Source organism: Methanonatronarchaeum thermophilum, from assembly GCF_002153915.1.
GTDB classification, from domain to species: Archaea; Halobacteriota; Methanonatronarchaeia; order Methanonatronarchaeales; family Methanonatronarchaeaceae; genus Methanonatronarchaeum; species Methanonatronarchaeum thermophilum.
Map to the genome: position 1 here is coordinate 671,664 of NZ_MRZU01000003.1, position 16,206 is coordinate 687,869.

At 39.8% G+C, this 16,206-nt stretch carries 17 protein-coding genes; 12 read left to right on the forward strand and 5 right to left on the reverse strand.

The window, feature by feature from the left end:
• From glmM to AMET1_RS04565, 4 genes are read left to right on the forward strand one after another with little or no spacing between them, the layout of a single operon-like run.
• A complete protein-coding gene (gene glmM, locus AMET1_RS04550) occupies positions 1-1,344 on the forward strand; it encodes a phosphoglucosamine mutase (protein ID WP_269087997.1) in 1,344 nt (447 codons plus the stop codon).
• A complete protein-coding gene (locus AMET1_RS04555) occupies positions 1,341-2,264 on the forward strand; it encodes an NAD-dependent epimerase/dehydratase family protein (protein ID WP_086637286.1) in 924 nt (307 codons plus the stop codon). The genes glmM and AMET1_RS04555 overlap by 4 nt, the downstream gene beginning before the upstream one ends.
• A 23-nt stretch (positions 2,265-2,287) precedes the next feature.
• Positions 2,288-3,019: a glycosyltransferase family 2 protein gene (locus AMET1_RS04560; RefSeq protein WP_086637287.1), complete on the forward strand. Its 732-nt coding sequence runs from the start codon at positions 2,288-2,290 to the stop codon at positions 3,017-3,019.
• On the forward strand, positions 3,016-4,101 hold the full coding sequence (locus tag AMET1_RS04565) for a glycosyltransferase family 4 protein (RefSeq protein ID WP_086637288.1): 1,086 nt from the start codon (positions 3,016-3,018) through the stop codon (positions 4,099-4,101). The genes AMET1_RS04560 and AMET1_RS04565 overlap by 4 nt, the downstream gene beginning before the upstream one ends.
• Positions 4,102-4,166: 65 nt before the next feature.
• On the opposite strand, the gene AMET1_RS04570 is transcribed toward AMET1_RS04565, so the two are convergent.
• On the reverse strand, positions 4,167-4,802 hold the full coding sequence (locus AMET1_RS04570; RefSeq protein ID WP_086637289.1) for an archaellin/type IV pilin N-terminal domain-containing protein: 636 nt from the start codon (positions 4,800-4,802) through the stop codon (positions 4,167-4,169).
• 334 nt (positions 4,803-5,136) lie between these two features.
• Here AMET1_RS04570 and AMET1_RS04575 point away from each other — a divergent pair, with 334 nt between their 5' ends.
• From AMET1_RS04575 to AMET1_RS04590, 4 genes are read left to right on the forward strand one after another with little or no spacing between them, the layout of a single operon-like run.
• Positions 5,137-6,318: a FlaD/FlaE family flagellar protein gene (locus AMET1_RS04575; protein WP_086637290.1), complete on the forward strand. Its 1,182-nt coding sequence runs from the start codon at positions 5,137-5,139 to the stop codon at positions 6,316-6,318.
• Between the two features lie 50 nt (positions 6,319-6,368).
• A complete protein-coding gene (locus tag AMET1_RS04580) occupies positions 6,369-6,755 on the forward strand; it encodes a hypothetical protein (protein WP_161490768.1) in 387 nt (128 codons plus the stop codon).
• On the forward strand, positions 6,752-7,210 hold the full coding sequence (locus AMET1_RS04585) for a hypothetical protein (protein WP_161490769.1): 459 nt from the start codon (positions 6,752-6,754) through the stop codon (positions 7,208-7,210). Before AMET1_RS04580 ends, AMET1_RS04585 begins: the two co-directional genes overlap by 4 nt.
• A 57-nt stretch (positions 7,211-7,267) precedes the next feature.
• A complete protein-coding gene (locus tag AMET1_RS04590) occupies positions 7,268-7,996 on the forward strand; it encodes an ATPase domain-containing protein (protein ID WP_086637293.1) in 729 nt (242 codons plus the stop codon).
• Between the two features lie 262 nt (positions 7,997-8,258).
• Here the strand turns inward: AMET1_RS04590 and nrdD are convergent, their stop codons facing one another.
• Together nrdD and AMET1_RS04600 are read right to left on the reverse strand one after the other, a co-directional pair.
• Entirely contained in the window at positions 8,259-10,517 is a 2,259-nt protein-coding gene (gene nrdD / locus AMET1_RS04595; protein ID WP_086637294.1) for an anaerobic ribonucleoside-triphosphate reductase, read from the reverse strand.
• Positions 10,504-10,773, reverse strand: coding sequence for a glutaredoxin family protein (locus AMET1_RS04600; RefSeq protein ID WP_201721279.1), 270 nt, complete (start codon positions 10,771-10,773; stop codon positions 10,504-10,506). The genes nrdD and AMET1_RS04600 overlap by 14 nt, the downstream gene beginning before the upstream one ends.
• A gap of 590 nt (positions 10,774-11,363) precedes the next feature.
• Here AMET1_RS04600 and AMET1_RS07800 point away from each other — a divergent pair.
• From AMET1_RS07800 to AMET1_RS04615, 4 genes are all read left to right on the forward strand, one after another.
• Positions 11,364-11,543 (forward strand): hypothetical protein, encoded by a 180-nt coding sequence (locus tag AMET1_RS07800; RefSeq protein ID WP_143406845.1) that lies wholly within the window; start codon positions 11,364-11,366, stop codon positions 11,541-11,543.
• Positions 11,470-12,030 carry an orotate phosphoribosyltransferase gene (pyrE, locus tag AMET1_RS04605; protein WP_394334871.1) on the forward strand — a complete coding sequence of 187 codons (561 nt, stop codon included), beginning with the start codon at positions 11,470-11,472 and terminating at the stop codon, positions 12,028-12,030. The genes AMET1_RS07800 and pyrE overlap by 74 nt, the downstream gene beginning before the upstream one ends.
• A gap of 135 nt (positions 12,031-12,165) precedes the next feature.
• A complete protein-coding gene (locus AMET1_RS04610; RefSeq protein WP_086637295.1) occupies positions 12,166-12,663 on the forward strand; it encodes an amino acid-binding protein in 498 nt (165 codons plus the stop codon).
• Between the two features lie 2 nt (positions 12,664-12,665).
• Positions 12,666-13,655 carry a homoserine dehydrogenase gene (locus AMET1_RS04615; RefSeq protein ID WP_086637296.1) on the forward strand — a complete coding sequence of 330 codons (990 nt, stop codon included), beginning with the start codon at positions 12,666-12,668 and terminating at the stop codon, positions 13,653-13,655.
• Positions 13,656-13,872: 217 nt separating this feature from the next.
• Here the strand turns inward: AMET1_RS04615 and AMET1_RS04620 are convergent, their stop codons facing one another.
• Both AMET1_RS04620 and AMET1_RS04625 read right to left on the reverse strand, forming a co-directional pair.
• Complete coding sequence (locus tag AMET1_RS04620) at positions 13,873-14,790, reverse strand: homoserine kinase (RefSeq protein ID WP_143406846.1); 918 nt, start codon at positions 14,788-14,790, stop codon at positions 13,873-13,875.
• Between the two features lie 145 nt (positions 14,791-14,935).
• Positions 14,936-16,018, reverse strand: a complete 1,083-nt coding sequence (locus AMET1_RS04625) for a DUF373 family protein (RefSeq protein WP_086637298.1) — start codon at positions 16,016-16,018, stop codon at positions 14,936-14,938.
• Positions 16,019-16,206 lie beyond the last annotated feature (188 nt).

Sequence of the window (16,206 nt, forward strand, 5' to 3'; positions counted from 1 at the left end):
ATTTTTGGTACAAATGGAGTTAGAGGTATAGCTAACGAGGAGATAACGCCTGAGTTTGCTGTTGAGATAGCGAGGTCACTTGCTTCATACGTGGAGGGAGCTATAACGGTTGGCCGGGACACACGTATCTCTGGAGATATGTTGCGTAGAGCCGTGGTGTCGGGGTTGCAGTCCTCGGGTGCAGACGTAATAGATTTAGGCGTTGTTCCCTCACCATGCCAACAATACTACACCAATACTTCGAACGCGGTTTCAGGGATCATAATAACCGCTAGCCACAACCCACCACAGTACAATGGATTGAAACTAATCGATGGTGAGGGAGTTGAGTATCCAGCAGACCGTTTAGATGAAATCGAATCTATATATCAAAAAAAGGATTTTAGGTATGCAGGTTGGGACAAACCAGGTAGGTACCGAAAAACAGACTGCATTAGGCAGTATATCGATGCGATTGTTGGTTTGGTTGACAGGGATTTAATTGCGGGTTGGAATCCAAAGGTAGTTGTTGACCCTGGAAATGGTGCCGGCCACAACGTAACTCCATACCTACTTAAGGAGCTTGGTTGTGAAGTTATCACGATCAACGGCCATCCAGACGGTACTTTCCCTGGACGGGATCCTGAACCGGTTCCAGAAAACATACAAGACCTATCTAAAACGGTTAAAGCGATAGATGCCGACCTCGGTATAGCTCACGATGGAGACGCAGATCGAGCCACATTTGTAACCGAAGATGGAACACCATTACTAGGAGACGTAACACTCGCATTACTATTCAAAGATATGTTAAGAAAAAGGGATGGGGACACGGTTGTAACACCGGTTAGCTCTGGAAACAAGGTTGCTGAAACCGTTTGGAACCATGGAGGCAATATAGTTTGGACCGAAGTCGGTAGCACCGCAGTCGCCCGTAAAATGATCGAATTAGGAAGTAGTTGTGTATGTGGTGGAGAAGAAAACGGAGGTGTAATCCACCCCGACTTCCAATACTGTCGAGACGGAGCCCTAACCACAACCAGAATCATCGAACTAATAGCACAGGAACAAACAACACTCGGAAAACTCACAGAACAACTACCAAACTACCACAACATAAAAACCAAAATCAAGGTCAACAACAAAACCCAGACAATGCAGAAAGTCATAAATAAACTAAGTAACGAAGGAACCGAACAAACAACAATAGACGGAATAAAAATATTCTACGAAGACAGCTGGCTATTAATACGGCCCAGCGGCACAGAACCCGTAATAAGAATTTTCACAGAAGCAAAAACAAAACAAAAAGCCAAAAAACTATCAAAACACGGATTAAAAACCATAAAAGAGGCAAAAAAATGAACATACTGATAACAGGGCACGCAGGATTCATCGGAACACACCTAACCAAAAAACTAATCAACAACGGCCACAACGTACGGGGACTCGACAACTACAGCGCAAGCAAAAAACTAAACCTAAAACAACTAAAAGAAATCAAAGGAGACATAAAAAACCAAAAAACAGTCGAAAAAGCAGCTGAAGGCTGTGACATCATATTTCATTTAGCAGCACAAAGCTCCGTACCAAAATCCACCAAAAACATAGATGAAGACTTCCAGACAAACACCAAAGGAACACTCAACATACTAAAAACAGCCATCAAAAAAGACATAGAAATAATCAACACCAGCACATCAACCGTCTATGGACCAACCAACAAAACACCAACACCAGAAAACGAACCACTAAAACCAATATCACCCTATGGAGCATCAAAAGCATCAGCAGAAATGTACTGCAACGCACTACACAACACACACAACCTAAACATAAAAACACTCAGACTATACAACGTCTACGGCCCAAAAAACAAAAAAGGAGTAATGTGGGACTTCTTCAACAAACTAACCAAAAACCCAAACAAACTCAAAATACTAGGAACAGGAAAACAAGAAAAAGACTACATATACATAAAAGACACCATAGACGCATTCATCAAAACATGGAAAAACGGAGAACCAGGAGAAACCTACAACGTAGGAACCGGCAAAACACTAACAGTAAACCAGATAGCCAAAAAAATAACAGACCTAATGAACATCAACCCAAAATACACCTACACCGGTGGAAAAAGCTGGAAAGGCGACATAGAAAAAACACAAGCAGACACAACAAAACTAAGACAAATAGGCTGGAAACCACAAACCACAGCAAACCAAGGAATCAAAAAAACATACAACTGGTACCAAAAAACACAAAACACCAGCCAAACCAACTAACAAACTTCATATGGAGACACACCATGAAAATCACCGTCGTAATACCAACATTAAACGAAGAAAAAGGAATCAAAAAAACACTAAAAAAACTACAACAACTAAAAAACGAATATGACGTCGAATACCTAGTTATCGACGGAGGCAGCACCGACCAAACACAAAAAAACGCCAAAAAACTAGGCGCCAAAGTAATAACCGAAAAACGCAAAGGCTACGGCCGAGCATACAAAACCGGATTCCAACACGCCACCGGAGACATAATAATAACAATGGACGGAGACAACTCCTACCCCGCAGAAAACATAAACAAACACCTAAAAACCTTCCTACAAAACGAAGTTGATTTCATGACAACCAACCGGTTCGCAAAACTCGGAGAAAACGCAATGTCAACCAAACACAAAATCGGAAACTGGATACTAACAACCACAACAAACCTACTATTCAACACAAACCTAAAAGACTCACAATCAGGAATGTGGATATTCAAAAAAGAAATACTAAACAAAATACAGCTAACAAGCAACGGAATGCCATTCTCAGAAGAAATAAAAATAGAAACAACAAAACACCCAGAAATCAAAACCACCGAAATACCAATCAAATACCAAAAAAGAACCGGAGAAGTCGTAATAAGCAGCTGGAAAGACGGCCTCAAAAACCTACTCTTCATACCAAAAAAACGACTCCAAAAAACCAAAACCAAAACAAAAACCCCAAAAAAACAAAACAAAACCAAAGCCAAGAGAAAATGAAGATCGCATACATAACCGACGTAATGTACCCCTGGGTAATAGGAGGTGCAGAAAAACGAACATGGGAAATAGCCAGCCGATTAACAGACAAACACGACATCCATATAATAACGATGAAGTGGTGGGACGGCCCCAAAACCAAAACAAAAAACGATGTAACACTCCATGGAATCTGTAAACCTAAAAAACTCTACACAAACAACCGTAGATCAATAAAACAAGCCCTCTACTTCGCAACACACCTCCTAAAAATCGATACAAACTACGACATAATAGACATAAACCAGTTCCCATACTTCCCAGCACTAACCACATACCTAAAAACCAGACTAAAAAACACAAAAACAGTGATCACATGGCACGAAGTCTGGAACGAATACTGGCTAGAATACCTAGGATGGCCAGGACACATCGGAAAAACAATAGAAAAAATAACAACAAAAACACCAAACCAAATCATAGCAGTATCAAAAACAACACAAAACAAACTAAAACAACACGGAGTAAACAGCACATACATACCCAACGGAATAAACATCAACCAAATCAACAAAATAAAACCAAACAAAAAAGGCTACGACGCCCTATACGTCGGCCGACTAATAGAACACAAAAACATAGACACACTAATAAAAGCAGTAGACAACACAAACATAACACTCGGCATCATCGGAACCGGCCCACAACAACAAAAACTCAAAAAACAAACACAAAAAACAAACGCAGAAATCGAATTCCTCGGAAATATCGAATACAAAAAACTAATAAGCATAATGAAAGCATCAAAAACACACATACTACCATCATCAAGAGAAGGATTCGGAATAACAGTAATAGAAGCAATGGCCTCCGGAACACCAACAATAACAGTAAACGAACCAAACAACGCAGCAAAACACCTAATAACACCAAAAACAGGAACCATAACACAACTAAACCCAAAAAAACTACAACAAACAATCAAAAAAACAATCCAAAACCCACCAAACCCAAAACAAACCAAAAAACAAGCACAAAAATACAGCTGGAAAAACATCACAAAAAAAACAAACAAACTATACAAAACAACCAAAAACAAATGACCAAAAAAATAAAAAAGAGAGGGGTAAAACCCCCAAAATCACCTAAATACTTTTCATTTAATTATTTACAGCGGTACAACATCAAGTCCAGTCAAAGTGCTTGGCACAATAAGCGTTGTCACTGTCTCAGTTCCCTGACCAGGATTTATAGTTACTTCAGCAGTATCACCAGTAGAAAGACCGTCTGCACCATTAAGTTCGCTAGTGTCTAGCGTTAATTGAACTCTATCCTGTTGATCTGTTATAACCATTTCTTCGTCAACTGAGTTACTTGGATCATAAATGCTCGTTATATTGAAAGTATTTTCTTTATCTGTCCACTCAGGAACATCTTCATTATCAGTAATGATGTTATGTGGGGTTAATTGTGTTGAAACATGGTCATCTATGTAGCTTATCGTTGTAGAATTTAAGTCAATGTTATCGCTTCCTGGCCTAAGATTAACAAGCAGATTAACTTCATCGACATAATTGTCATCAGTTACGCTACCCCATGTATCGTATATTTCTAGTCCATCGGAAACTGCTGATGTTGATTCTTCTCCTGTTCTTGTTGCTTGTTCTTGTAGGTATCCTGCTGTGTTGATTAGTACTGCAGCTGCTATTGCGGCTACTAGTACCATGGCTATGAAGACGATCAGTGTACCGATTCCGACCTGACCTTCTTCTGCCTGGAAGAAATTCTTTATCTTATTTTTCATCTTTCTATACACCTGTTTAATATAGAAGTATGGTTTAGTATATAAACCCACTTAGCATTTATCAAAAATGAAAAAACAATTATAATGTATTTAAATCTAAATTTATGGCTTTTCACACTGTTTTTTGGGTAGAAGTTTAAAAAAAGTTTTTTGTTAGTTTTTTTTGTTTGATTTTTTTTGGTTCTTAATTTTTTTGTTTTATTTTTTATTGGTTTTTTGTGGAGGGGTTGTTTGGTTGGTTGTTTGTGGAAAAAAGGTTTATATATGAGTTTGATAATATTTTATTGGTTATTTAGAATTTGTTTATTGTATTGATTTGTTAGGTTGGGTAATTATGAATTTTAATCCATTGAAGATGTTGTTAGGAAGGGGTTCCGAGGACGAAGAGGACTCTGTTGAGGATGATGAGGAGTTGTTTGAAGATGAGGGTTTTGATGATTTTGATGACGCTTCGGATGATTTTGATGATTTTGATGAAGAGGATGGGAGTTCTCAGTTGTCTGAGATTCAGAGTAGTATTGAAGCGTTAGAGACAGAGGTTGGTGGGCTTTCCTCAACGATTTCGGTGACTAAGGATGATATTGAGAGTATTGGTAATCGGGTTGATGATGTTGAGGAGAATGTTAAGAAGTTGCTTGATGTTTATGAGTTGGTTACTAAGGATATAAATCCGTTTACTGGTGGTGGCGAGGATTTGAGTAATCGGGATATTGAGAATGCCGATGGTTTCGGTGTTTTTGAAGGCAGTGAAGGTGAACAGGATTTCAGTGATGATTTCCTGGATGAAGATGACGATTTCCTTGATGAAGAGGATGATGTTGAGGATCTATCTGAAGAGGATGATGATAGGCAGGTTATAACTCCCGATGATTTCGATGAAGATGTGGATGAAGATGTGGATGATTTTCTTGAAGAGGATGTAGGTTCTGATTCTGTTTTTGATGATGAAGATCAAGGTTCTATGGAGGAGATTGATATTTCGGAAGAGAAACTTAAGAAACTTGAGAAGCGTATAGAGATGCTTGGCAAAAAGTTAGAGGCCGTTAGTAACGGTGATGATGAGTTTGGTGAAGATGGTTCTGGTGAACGTGAGTATTATTTGGAGGAGATTAAGCGGGATTATTATTCCGATATTGTGTTGATGAACTGGACTAACTTTTTGTTGACGATGGTTGATACGACTGAGTTCAGGCAGATACTGGATGTTTATGTGGATCTTAAGTGGATTTCTCCTGAGGTCAGGGATTATGTTGAACGGTTTGAAGAAAGTATTTCTACACAACCTATTTTCGAGTACGGTGTTAAGGCAAGTAAGTCTGGTACAGGGAACTCTTCCTATTCATCTGAGAAGGATGAGTTTATGAAGACTGATGGTGGTATGACGGTGGAAGATCATACCAGGTCGTTGATATTCATATCTAAGTTGAGAGATGATGAGGACGCTCTTTCAGAGAAAAATGTTGATAAGCTTAAGAAGGAGATAGACGACATACTTAAATATAACCTTGAAATCTAATGGGCTTCAGCGTATCTGCATCCACCATAATAATATTTATAGGGCTGGTAATGTCGGCAGGAATGATATACGGAGCTTGGGACTTCTCTCAAGACAGATTGATAGAGGGAGAAGACCTTAAAAATGAGATACAGCTCGACAAACAGCAGACCGACGTTGAGATACAAACCAACACCATCCAACACACAGATGAAATACTCGAGTTCGAGGCAACCAATGAAGGGAACACCGAACATGATATAAATAGTCTTTCAATAATCGCCGACGGCTCAATACTGGATGAATCGATCAACGAAGTCATGGTTATCGAATATCCAGACAGTGGGGTCTGGCTACCTGGAGACACAGTCTATTTTAACGTCACCATAGGTGAAGAGCCAGATAATCTAGTTTTGGTTGTGGACAATGGACTACAGGAATTCTGCAGGGAGTGGTGAAGTTGGCTGGAGCCTCCGGTAGTGAACTTATAATATTCATTGCATCGATTTTGATAGCAGCATCTGTAGCCGGAGTCATAACAACAGAAGTATATTTCGCAACAGATTCATTCAGAGAGTCAGCAACAAACATAGACAACCAGATCAGGGGAGACATAACAATAATCAACGACCCATCCATGATACCAAACGACGACGAAACAATGGAGATTTACGTCAAGAACACAGGTGCATCAACATTGCCAGGAGACCCCAACAAAACAAATGTACTAGTTGATGGAACCCACAAAACAAACATAGAACTAGATATCATCAATTCAGACGTATGGAATCCTGGAGACACAGCTCAAATCAACGTACCAATCGACCCAGAACAACACAACTCAGGAGACGACATAAAAATCATGGTATATGTCGAATCACTCCAAGATGAAATCACAGGAAGATTAACTTAAAAAAAATAACAATAGCGATAAGGTGTTTTATTAATGATTGAAAAAAAGGTGTTTTAAATGTCTGATAAAATTTATTCTCTCGGGCTTGAGGACCGGGATCGTCTTACGGAGAAGATTGGTGGTGGGATACCGAAGGGCTCGATTATGGCGATTGAAGCAGAGTACGGTGGAGGTAAAAGTGTCATCTCCCAACGGTTTGCATATGGTTTTTGTGAAGAAGGATATAGAGTAACATACCTATCAAGTGAGTTACGTGCATCCAGTTTTATAGAGCAGATGGATTCACTTAACTACAATGTCGAAGGACATCTTTTAGATGAAAACCTTCTTTTCCTACATGCATATATGGAACAGAGACAAGAAGGTGGTGGGAAGCCTTTAAGCAAGATTATGGATGCAAAAATGATGTGGAAAGCCGACGTTATAATAATCGATACCTTTGACGCAATCCTAAGAAACGATAAAAAATTCGACCACCTTGTTAGAGAGAGTGATGAAAGACAAGGCGCACTAGAAATAATCTCATTTTTCCGTGACCTCGCATCAGCCGGAAAAACAATAATACTAACAATAGACCCCACAACCCTAAACGATGAAGTACTCTCACCATTCAGAGCAATAACCGACGTACACCTACAAATAAACATGGAAGAAATAGGAAACGACATAAGCCGAACAATCCACGTAAACAGATTCTCAGGAATGGGCCAACAAGTAGGAGATAGAATCGGATTCAGCGTACGACCAGACATCGGAGTCGTAGTAGAATCCAGAAGCGTAACCTAACCAAATCACCTCCCCCCTCCCAACCCCAACACCTAATCCAAACCTCTCCACCAATCTTAAAAATTTATATAGCGCTCTATAACTCTAACCTTCTTTAAACAACTACCTCAAAATATATCTTATATTTTTTAATACATTTTTTAGGTATTTAGTGACCTACCCTAAATTTCTCGAAATCTATGATATTGTTATAATCGATTTTTAGTTAGCTATACAAAAATAGGATAAGAGGGTGGGGTTAAAATAGTAAGGTGGGGTGGGGTTATGTTTGTTGTTTTGGTTTTTGTTTGATTTGGTATTTTTGTCTGTCTTTTAGTTCTTGTTTTTTGGCTTCGTTCCATCCGCTTACTGCTTGTAGGTATCCTGTTACTCTTGATATGTGGTCGATGTTTTGGGAGTTGCAGTTTGTGCATTGGTTTTTGAGTCCGCTTTCTACGTGGAAGTCTTGGTTGCATATTGTCATGTCTTTTGTGTAGCTGAAGTATCCTGTTTGTGTGTTTTTGGCTATGTTTTCTGTGAATTTTCTGAGGCCGTCTGTGTTTGGTTGTGTTTCCCCTAGCCATATGTGCATTATGTTTCCGCCGTCTACTATTGGGAAGAATTTGTGTTCTATGTTGATTCTTTTTCCGAGTGATATGTCTGCGTCTACTGGTACGTGTGTTCCGTTTGTGTAGTATATTGGTACGTTTCTTGAGTTTTTTAGTTTGTTTTTGGCTTTTTGTATGTTTCCGCGTACGACTTGTTTTGCTTTTTGTTTGTATTTGTGGTGCATTAGGTCGGATACTGCGAATCTTTGTACTGTGCTTTCGGCTGGTGTTCTTGCGAGGGCTATGTCCATTTGGTGTTTTTGTTCGAGGTGGCGGGCGTATGATTCCATTTCGGCCATTGTTCTTAGTGCTAGTGCTAATGCGTCTTTTGATTGGTGCATCTGGTTGTTGGTGTGGTAGTGGACCATGTCGTTTATTCCTAGGACTCCTATTGTCCATACGAGTTGGTCGAGGTCTGCTGCTTGTGTTCCTTTTTCTCCGGTGTTGGGGTCTTTTGGTTGTTGTTGTGCGAAGGGTAGGCGGTTGTTTTTGCGCATTAGGTTCATCCATCGTTTTTTGGTTTTGAATATCTCTATGGCTGTGTCCATTTGGTTTTTGAGTTCTCTAAATAGTTTGTCGTCGTCTCCGTTGGCTTTGTATGCAGCTCTTGGACAGTTCAGTGTTATTACTTGCCATCCACCCATTGTGAAGTGTTTTCCATCTTCAAAATAGAGTTTGTCTTCGTAGTCGCTGTCTGTGTCTTCGTTTGCACTGAATTGGTAGGCGCAGCATTGGTAGCAGGATATACCGCCGTCTTGCCCACGGTATTCCGGTATCTCGTTATCGAAGTAGGGGGTTCCATATTTGCTGGTTAGCTCGTAGGCTAGTTCCCATTGTTCATCGTACTCAGGTGTTAGGAACTCGGGTTTTATGTTGATCTCTGGTTTTGGGAAGTTGAATGGTTTACCCCAGTAATCTCCCTTGATCATTACATTCATTAACGCTTTGAATGCCTGTTGCACCTGTTTTTCATAGCTGCCGTAGGTGTCTGGCCCTACCTGCCCTGCTTTGACGATCGGTTTGTCTCTCCATACCTCTGGTACGCCTGGGGTTAGTTGTATGCTGCTGAACACTAGTTGTCCACCTCGTGCAACCATCATCTGGGTCATTTCGTACACGAACATCTGCATCAGTTGCTCGATTTCTTGGTATGTCAGACCTTCTAGGTATGGAGCCAGGAATGTTAGGAAGTTGTAGAATCCCTGTCCACCAGCCCAGTTGGTTTGCGCTGACCCAAGAGCTTTTACTGCGTGTAGTACTGCGACCTCTGGTTTTTGAGATGGTCCAGCAACGCTTGATTTACGGCCGGTGCCATCAGGCATCAAACCATAGTATAAGAAGTAACGTAGGTCCCAATCCATGCAGAACGGGCGGGAAGCAAAGTACTCTAGGTCGTGTATATGTAGGTCTCCACGGAGATGTGCGTCAGCCAGTTCTGTTGGCATTGTCAATAGATACTGTTCCTTGGATATTTTGTCGGCTTTCTTTTTATGAGATGTCTCTGGATTACCGATTAGGTTGGCGTTTTCATTGCTTTCAAAACCACCGCCCACATCCATCTGGAACGCGTCGTATACCGGCGTACCTACTCTGGTCGATATATTTCGGTATAACTGGCCGGAGCTACCGTTTTCTTGTCCATGCTCCAGCAAGATTGTGTTAACTATCTCTCGGATTAAAGGTCCGGAAAGCTGATCAACCTCTAACTTCCTTATCCTTTTTTCTGCTTCACGAGCAACCTCCATAGCCAGTTCTCGTGAAATCGGGGGAGTGTCAAATATATATTCAGCTAGCTCCGTCTCCCTAGTAAGCTGCTTAACAATCTTCTCCCTATCCCAAGGAAGAAGATATCCATCGGTAGTTCGAACCTCAGGCAACCCCTCCACAGGCTCCCCACGTATATTAAGCTGAGTATACTCATCATCCTGACTCATCAATCTCTTCCTCCAAACCACTCAATAACTCTTTATTCAATTTAGAATCCAAAAACAAATCCGAAATCGTATAATACTCATCACCAAAATTCAACACCGGAGCCGATAACGTAAAAACCTCATTCATAGCCAACTCAGTCCTAGACTCAGGACTAGTCATATCAACCTCACTAAAATCAATCTCTTTCTCCAAAAAATACTGTTTCAACCTCTCACACTTACTACAGCTTTCGGTAGTGAAAATTCTCAAATCCATAAATACCACTCCAAATCAAATCAAACATAATTCAAATATAAATCAAATATAAATCAAATACAAATCAGATATCTAATTAGACTTTGGTCAAGCGTAAGTTTATTTTTGGTTTTTGTTGGTTGTTTTGGTTTGTTGTAATTGAGTTTATTTGGGTTTTGTTGATTTAATTGTTTTGAGTTTGGTTGTTTTTTGTTTAAACACCAATATTATTTTAAATTTATTTTAATTATTTCAATCTAATTGGATATTATCGGTGTTCCAACATCAAAAAACCCACCATAATTTTAGAGCCAACAAACCAAACATCTTTCCCAAACCAACAACAAACAAAAATCCAACAAAACACCCATGACATCATCACCCATCAAATCTTCCGATTCAGAAGGTGTCTTCTCGATCAACTTAGATACACGAACATAAATCAAAGGACACCAAAAACGATTGATATTTTTTCTTGTTTTGTTTTGTTTATTTTATTGTTTTGTGTTGGGTGGTTTGTTTTGGTGTGTTGAGTGAAACTGTTTTTTGTGTTTTGTGGTTAGTAAGTATTAATTTTGTTTAGCTCTTATTTAGTGTGGAGGATTTTTTGGATGGGATATGATAAGTGTTCGATTTGTAGTAGGGATTCTAGTGATGCTAAGGAGTGTATCGTGTGTGGGGAGACTGTTTGTTCTAATCATTTTAGGTTTTTTATGGGTGTTTGTACTGATTGTGCTCCTGAGAAGGGGGTTGGTGAATGTGGTCAGAAAGTTGATAAAACTGTTAAATGAGTTTGGTGGGGTTAAGTACGGAGATTTTACGCTTTCTTCTGGTGAGAAAAGTAGTTATTATATTGATATTAAGGCTGTCTGTACTGAACCGGTTTTTTTGAGGGAGGTTGCTAGGGAGATTAGTGGTGAGTTGGGTGGTGTTGATAGGGTTGCTGGTGTTGCTTTGGGTGGTGTTCCTTTGGTTACCGCTGTCTCTCTTGAATCCGAGGTTCCTTATTTGATGATTCGTAAAGAAGAGAAGGGGTATGGAACGAACGACCGTATCGAAGGTAGTTATTCTGTGGGTGATAGTGCAGTTATTATAGAAGATGTTACGACTACTGGTAACTCGGTTTTAGATGGGATTAAAGCTCTTAGAGATGCTGGCCTTTCTGTTGACAGGGCTTTTACAGTTGTTGATAGAGAGTCAGGCGCTATAGAGAATTTACAGGAAAACGGTGTGGAGTTGAAGGCAGTTATATCTGTTTCCGAACTAGTTAATCGTTGAATTTAATCGTTGAATTTAATCGTTGAATTGGTTTTAGATTTATGGTTGGATTTGGTTTTTGTGTTTTTGGGTGATAAGATAGTTAGTGGTTTGGGTGTATTTTATCTATGAGTTTTGTTTTTTTGAGGTATTAGTATGATTACAACATTTGATCTTGAGCTTAAGGATATTCCTGGTCAGTTGGTGGATGCGTTGGAGCCTTTTTCAAGTTATGGCGCCAACATCGTTAGTGTAGTTCATCATAGGGAGAAAAAGACGCCTAGGGGTACAGTTCCAGTGGAGTTGAAGGTTGAGGTGGATCGGGATAGGCTTGATAGGATTATGCAGGAACTTGAGGAGAGAGACATCCAGATTGTTCAGATGGGTGAGGAACGTCTTGGAATCTCTTTTTCAGTTGTACTTATCGGTCACATCGTACATACCGGTATTAGAGACACAATCGACCGCATCGATGAAACCGGGTATGCCGAGGTAATCGACCTATCACTATCGATGCCCGGTATCGGTCAGGAATCGAGTGCACGGCTATTGATAAAAACGATGGATGGAGAGAAAGCTGAAAAAACCATGGAGATTATTGAAGAGATAGCGAACGAAAAAAACCTTAAATTAATAAGAGAAATGGAAGTCTAAAAATGAAGATCGCTTTAATCGGTTTCGGAACTGTAGGACAAGAACTCGGTAAGATACTATTGAACCGACGGGATAAACTGAAAAAGGAGTTCAACTACCAACCCCAGATAGTTGCAATAGGAGACTCCCAAGGAACAATAAACAACCCCAACGGCATAGACATAAAAAAAGCCCTGAAAACCAAAGAAGAGAAAGGGAGCATCGTACATGGAAACTGGAACAAAGGAATGGACGTAGATTACGACGTACTCGTTGAATGCACACCAACAAACATCAAAGACGGAGAACCAGGGCTCACAAACATAAAAACCGCATTAAAACAAGGAAAAGACGTTGTAACCTCAAACAAAGGACCACTCGCACTAGAATGGGAACAACTCATGAAAACCGCAAAACAAAACAACGCAGCGCTAAAATTCGAAGCCTGCGTCGGCGGAGCAATGCCCATAATAAACCTAGCAAACGAAGTACTAGCCGGAAACCAAATAAAAAGCATACGCGGCATACTAAACGGAACCTGCAACTACATACTAACAAGAATGACAGCAGAAGGACTACCATACAACCACGTACTATCAGAAGCCCAAGACCTCGGAATAGCCGAAACAGACCCAACATACGACGTAGAAGGAATCGACACAGCCCTAAAAGTAGTAATAATAGCAAACTCAGTAATGAACCTAAACAAAACATACGACGACGTAAAACTCGAAGGAATAACAGGAATAACACCAGAAGCCCTAGAACTAGCAAAAAAAGACAACAAAGAAATCAAACTAATCGGAGAAATAAACAACAACCAACTACAAGTAGCACCAAAAATGGTCTCAAAAGACCACCCAATAGCCGTAAACGGAACACTAAACGTAGCCTCCGTAAAAGCAGACCTAGCCGGAGAAATAACAGTAACCGGAAAAGGAGCCGGAGGAAAAGAAACAGCCAGCTCAATACTAAGCGACCTAGTATCAATCTGGAGAAACAACAAACACTAAAACACAAACAAACATAGAAAAAAAATTAAAGCATAGAAACCAACAGAACCAAAACCCAACCCCCAGCCAACACAACATAGCAAATAAAAAATAATTTTTCTTGGTTGGGGGGTTACCAAGTTGGTTATTCCCAACCTATTTTTATCTTATTTAGCTATGTAGTTTTACTATGTTCTGTTTAGTCTATCTATCTTTTTGTGTTTCTTGGGTGGTTTGGTTAGGTTTTGGTTTTGAGTGTTTGGGTGCCTTTTCCTGGTTTTGTGATTATGAGTTTTGAGTTTATGTTTTTTTGTTTGTATGCTTTTTGGATTTGTTTTCCTATTTTTTTGGGGTTTGGTCCTACTGCTATTGTTGTTGGGCCTGATCCGCTTATTGTGCATCCGTGGGCTCCTGTTTTGAGAGCTTGTTTTTTGGCGTTTTTATAGCCTGGTATTGTTTTGGCCCTTATTGGTTCTGCAATTGTATCGTGCATTCCTTGTCCGATTTTTTCGATGTCTCCTTCAATAATTCCTTGTGTGATTAGTGATGCGTGGTAGATGTTTTGTTTTGCTTGGTTTAATGTGATTTTTCGGGGAATTTGTTTTCTTGCTTCTCTTGTTTTGCTTGTGTGTTCTGGGATTACGAGGGTTATTTTGAAGGGTTTTGGGGTTATTTGGTTGATTTGGTTGTTGTTTGGTTTTATTGTGCAGAATCCTCCAGTTATTGCGGGTCCTACGTTGTCTGAATGGGTTTCTCCAGCGGCTACTTCTTCCCCTTGTGCCGCTATATTTATCAATTCGTTTGTTGTGTGGTTTAGATTGAACAGTTTGTTTATTGCTACTGCTGTTGCTGCTGCGCTTGCAGCACTACTTCCTAACCCACTGCCAGGTGGAATCCCCTTATGCAGCTCTATATGTACCGATTGATCCGGAAGCATCTTTTGAGCCACAACACCAGCTGTATTATGTTCTGGATCCGTTGGTATATCTCCACTACCCACACCGTTTATAGTTATCTCAGTCTCACTCGATTTCTTAACCGTAACTCTATCAAATGGTCTTCTAACCGCAAGCCCAAAAACATCATATCCAGGCCCCATATTAGCAACAGTTGCCGGAGCCTTCACAGTAATTCTATCTATATCAATTACCTCCAAAAAAAGAAACCTACCAAACTAAAAAAATTATATAAAAGATACCACAATCCAATCCAGTCCAATCTAATATAATCTAATTTAATCTAATTTAATCTAATTTTGTTTATTTTAATTTTGTTTTTTTGTTGGTTTGGTTTTTGTTTTTTTATGTTTCCATTTTGAGTGATTGTTTGATTTTTTTGGCGTATCTGACTACCATTATTCCTAGGAATGCTATTGTTAGGCCTCCGATTATTGAGAATGCTAGTACTTGGTATGCTGTTGTTGTTGCGCCTTCTGATATGCTTAGTACGTAGGCGCTTCCTCCCCATATTATTAGGCCTGTTGCTATTGTGAGGAAGGGTAGTACTGTGTATCTCCATACGTGTTTTGATTTTTTTATGTAGCTGTCGAATAGTTTTCCGAGTAGGCCCATTATAGCTGCGGCTATTATCCACCATATGCTTGAGGTTAGTATGTGTGCGGTCATTACTAGGTTGGATGTTTGTTCGATTTCTAGGTATGTTAGGTATGCTTGCATTCCTCCTATTAGTAGTATTATGAATGAGGCTGTGTAGGTTACGAATGATATGTTTCCGCTTAGTAGTGATTCTTTTAGTTCGTATGCGATTCTGTAGATGTATTCTTCTCCGCCTATTGCTTTGAATATCATGTATAGTCCTAGTACGATGAATATGCCGCTGATGGCGAGTTCGGAGTGGCCGAGGAATGTGAATATTGAGTATGCGACTAATGCTAGGCCTATTGGTATGAAGAATGTTTGCATGAATCTGGGGTCTTCCATGAATCTTTTGAGTAGGTAGTATGTTGTTTCGAGGTTTTGGCTTTGTTTTACTACGACTCTTTTGACTGAGTTTACTTTTACTCTTGATTCTACGATTGGCATTACGTTTTCGTCTTCGGCTCCATCTGTGATGACGATTGCTCTTTCTATTGGGTGGTTTTCTAGTATTTCGTCAAGTTGTCTGGCGACTTCGTTATCCGATTCTATTCCAAGGTTTTCTGAACCGGTTACTGTTGCTAAAACAACATCTTCTCCCTGTTTTTTTAGGTCTCTAGCTGTTTTCACTCCTGCATACACCGAGTTTATATCAGAATCTTCTGGATCGTTTATAGCAAGTTTCTGAGCAGCTTCTAGGTTAGCTTCCTCCCCAACGATAGGGCCATCTACTCCTGCTTTCAACCCAATATCATTATCACGATCTATACAGAGTATAAGAGTCTTCATTGAACAAAATCCGTTTTTTCAAACCAAATACAACATTCAAAAACCTATACCCACAACCCCTGTACCTAAACTGAAACACTGAAGGCTTTGACGTAAGGAAAAATAGTTCATCATGCGCAATAAAAATATCGATTAACACACCAACCAACAACCACCAGCCAAAAACCTACTTCCTAACTCAAGAGATA

Coding starts and splice junctions, on each gene's coding strand:
- AMET1_RS04555 (WP_086637286.1), top strand. CDS start 1,341: ATGAACATACTGATAACAGGGCACGCAGGATTCATCGGAACACACCTA.
- AMET1_RS04560 (WP_086637287.1), top strand. CDS start 2,288: ATGAAAATCACCGTCGTAATACCAACATTAAACGAAGAAAAAGGAATC.
- AMET1_RS04565 (WP_086637288.1), top strand. CDS start 3,016: ATGAAGATCGCATACATAACCGACGTAATGTACCCCTGGGTAATAGGA.
- AMET1_RS04570 (WP_086637289.1), bottom strand. CDS start 4,802: ATGAAAAATAAGATAAAGAATTTCTTCCAGGCAGAAGAAGGTCAGGTC.
- AMET1_RS04575 (WP_086637290.1), top strand. CDS start 5,137: ATGAATTTTAATCCATTGAAGATGTTGTTAGGAAGGGGTTCCGAGGAC.
- AMET1_RS04580 (WP_161490768.1), top strand. CDS start 6,369: ATGTCGGCAGGAATGATATACGGAGCTTGGGACTTCTCTCAAGACAGA.
- AMET1_RS04590 (WP_086637293.1), top strand. CDS start 7,268: ATGTCTGATAAAATTTATTCTCTCGGGCTTGAGGACCGGGATCGTCTT.
- nrdD (WP_086637294.1), bottom strand. CDS start 10,517: ATGAGTCAGGATGATGAGTATACTCAGCTTAATATACGTGGGGAGCCT.
- AMET1_RS04600 (WP_201721279.1), bottom strand. CDS start 10,773: ATGGATTTGAGAATTTTCACTACCGAAAGCTGTAGTAAGTGTGAGAGG.
- AMET1_RS07800 (WP_143406845.1), top strand. CDS start 11,364: ATGGGATATGATAAGTGTTCGATTTGTAGTAGGGATTCTAGTGATGCT.
- AMET1_RS04610 (WP_086637295.1), top strand. CDS start 12,166: ATGATTACAACATTTGATCTTGAGCTTAAGGATATTCCTGGTCAGTTG.
- AMET1_RS04615 (WP_086637296.1), top strand. CDS start 12,666: ATGAAGATCGCTTTAATCGGTTTCGGAACTGTAGGACAAGAACTCGGT.
- AMET1_RS04625 (WP_086637298.1), bottom strand. CDS start 16,018: ATGAAGACTCTTATACTCTGTATAGATCGTGATAATGATATTGGGTTG.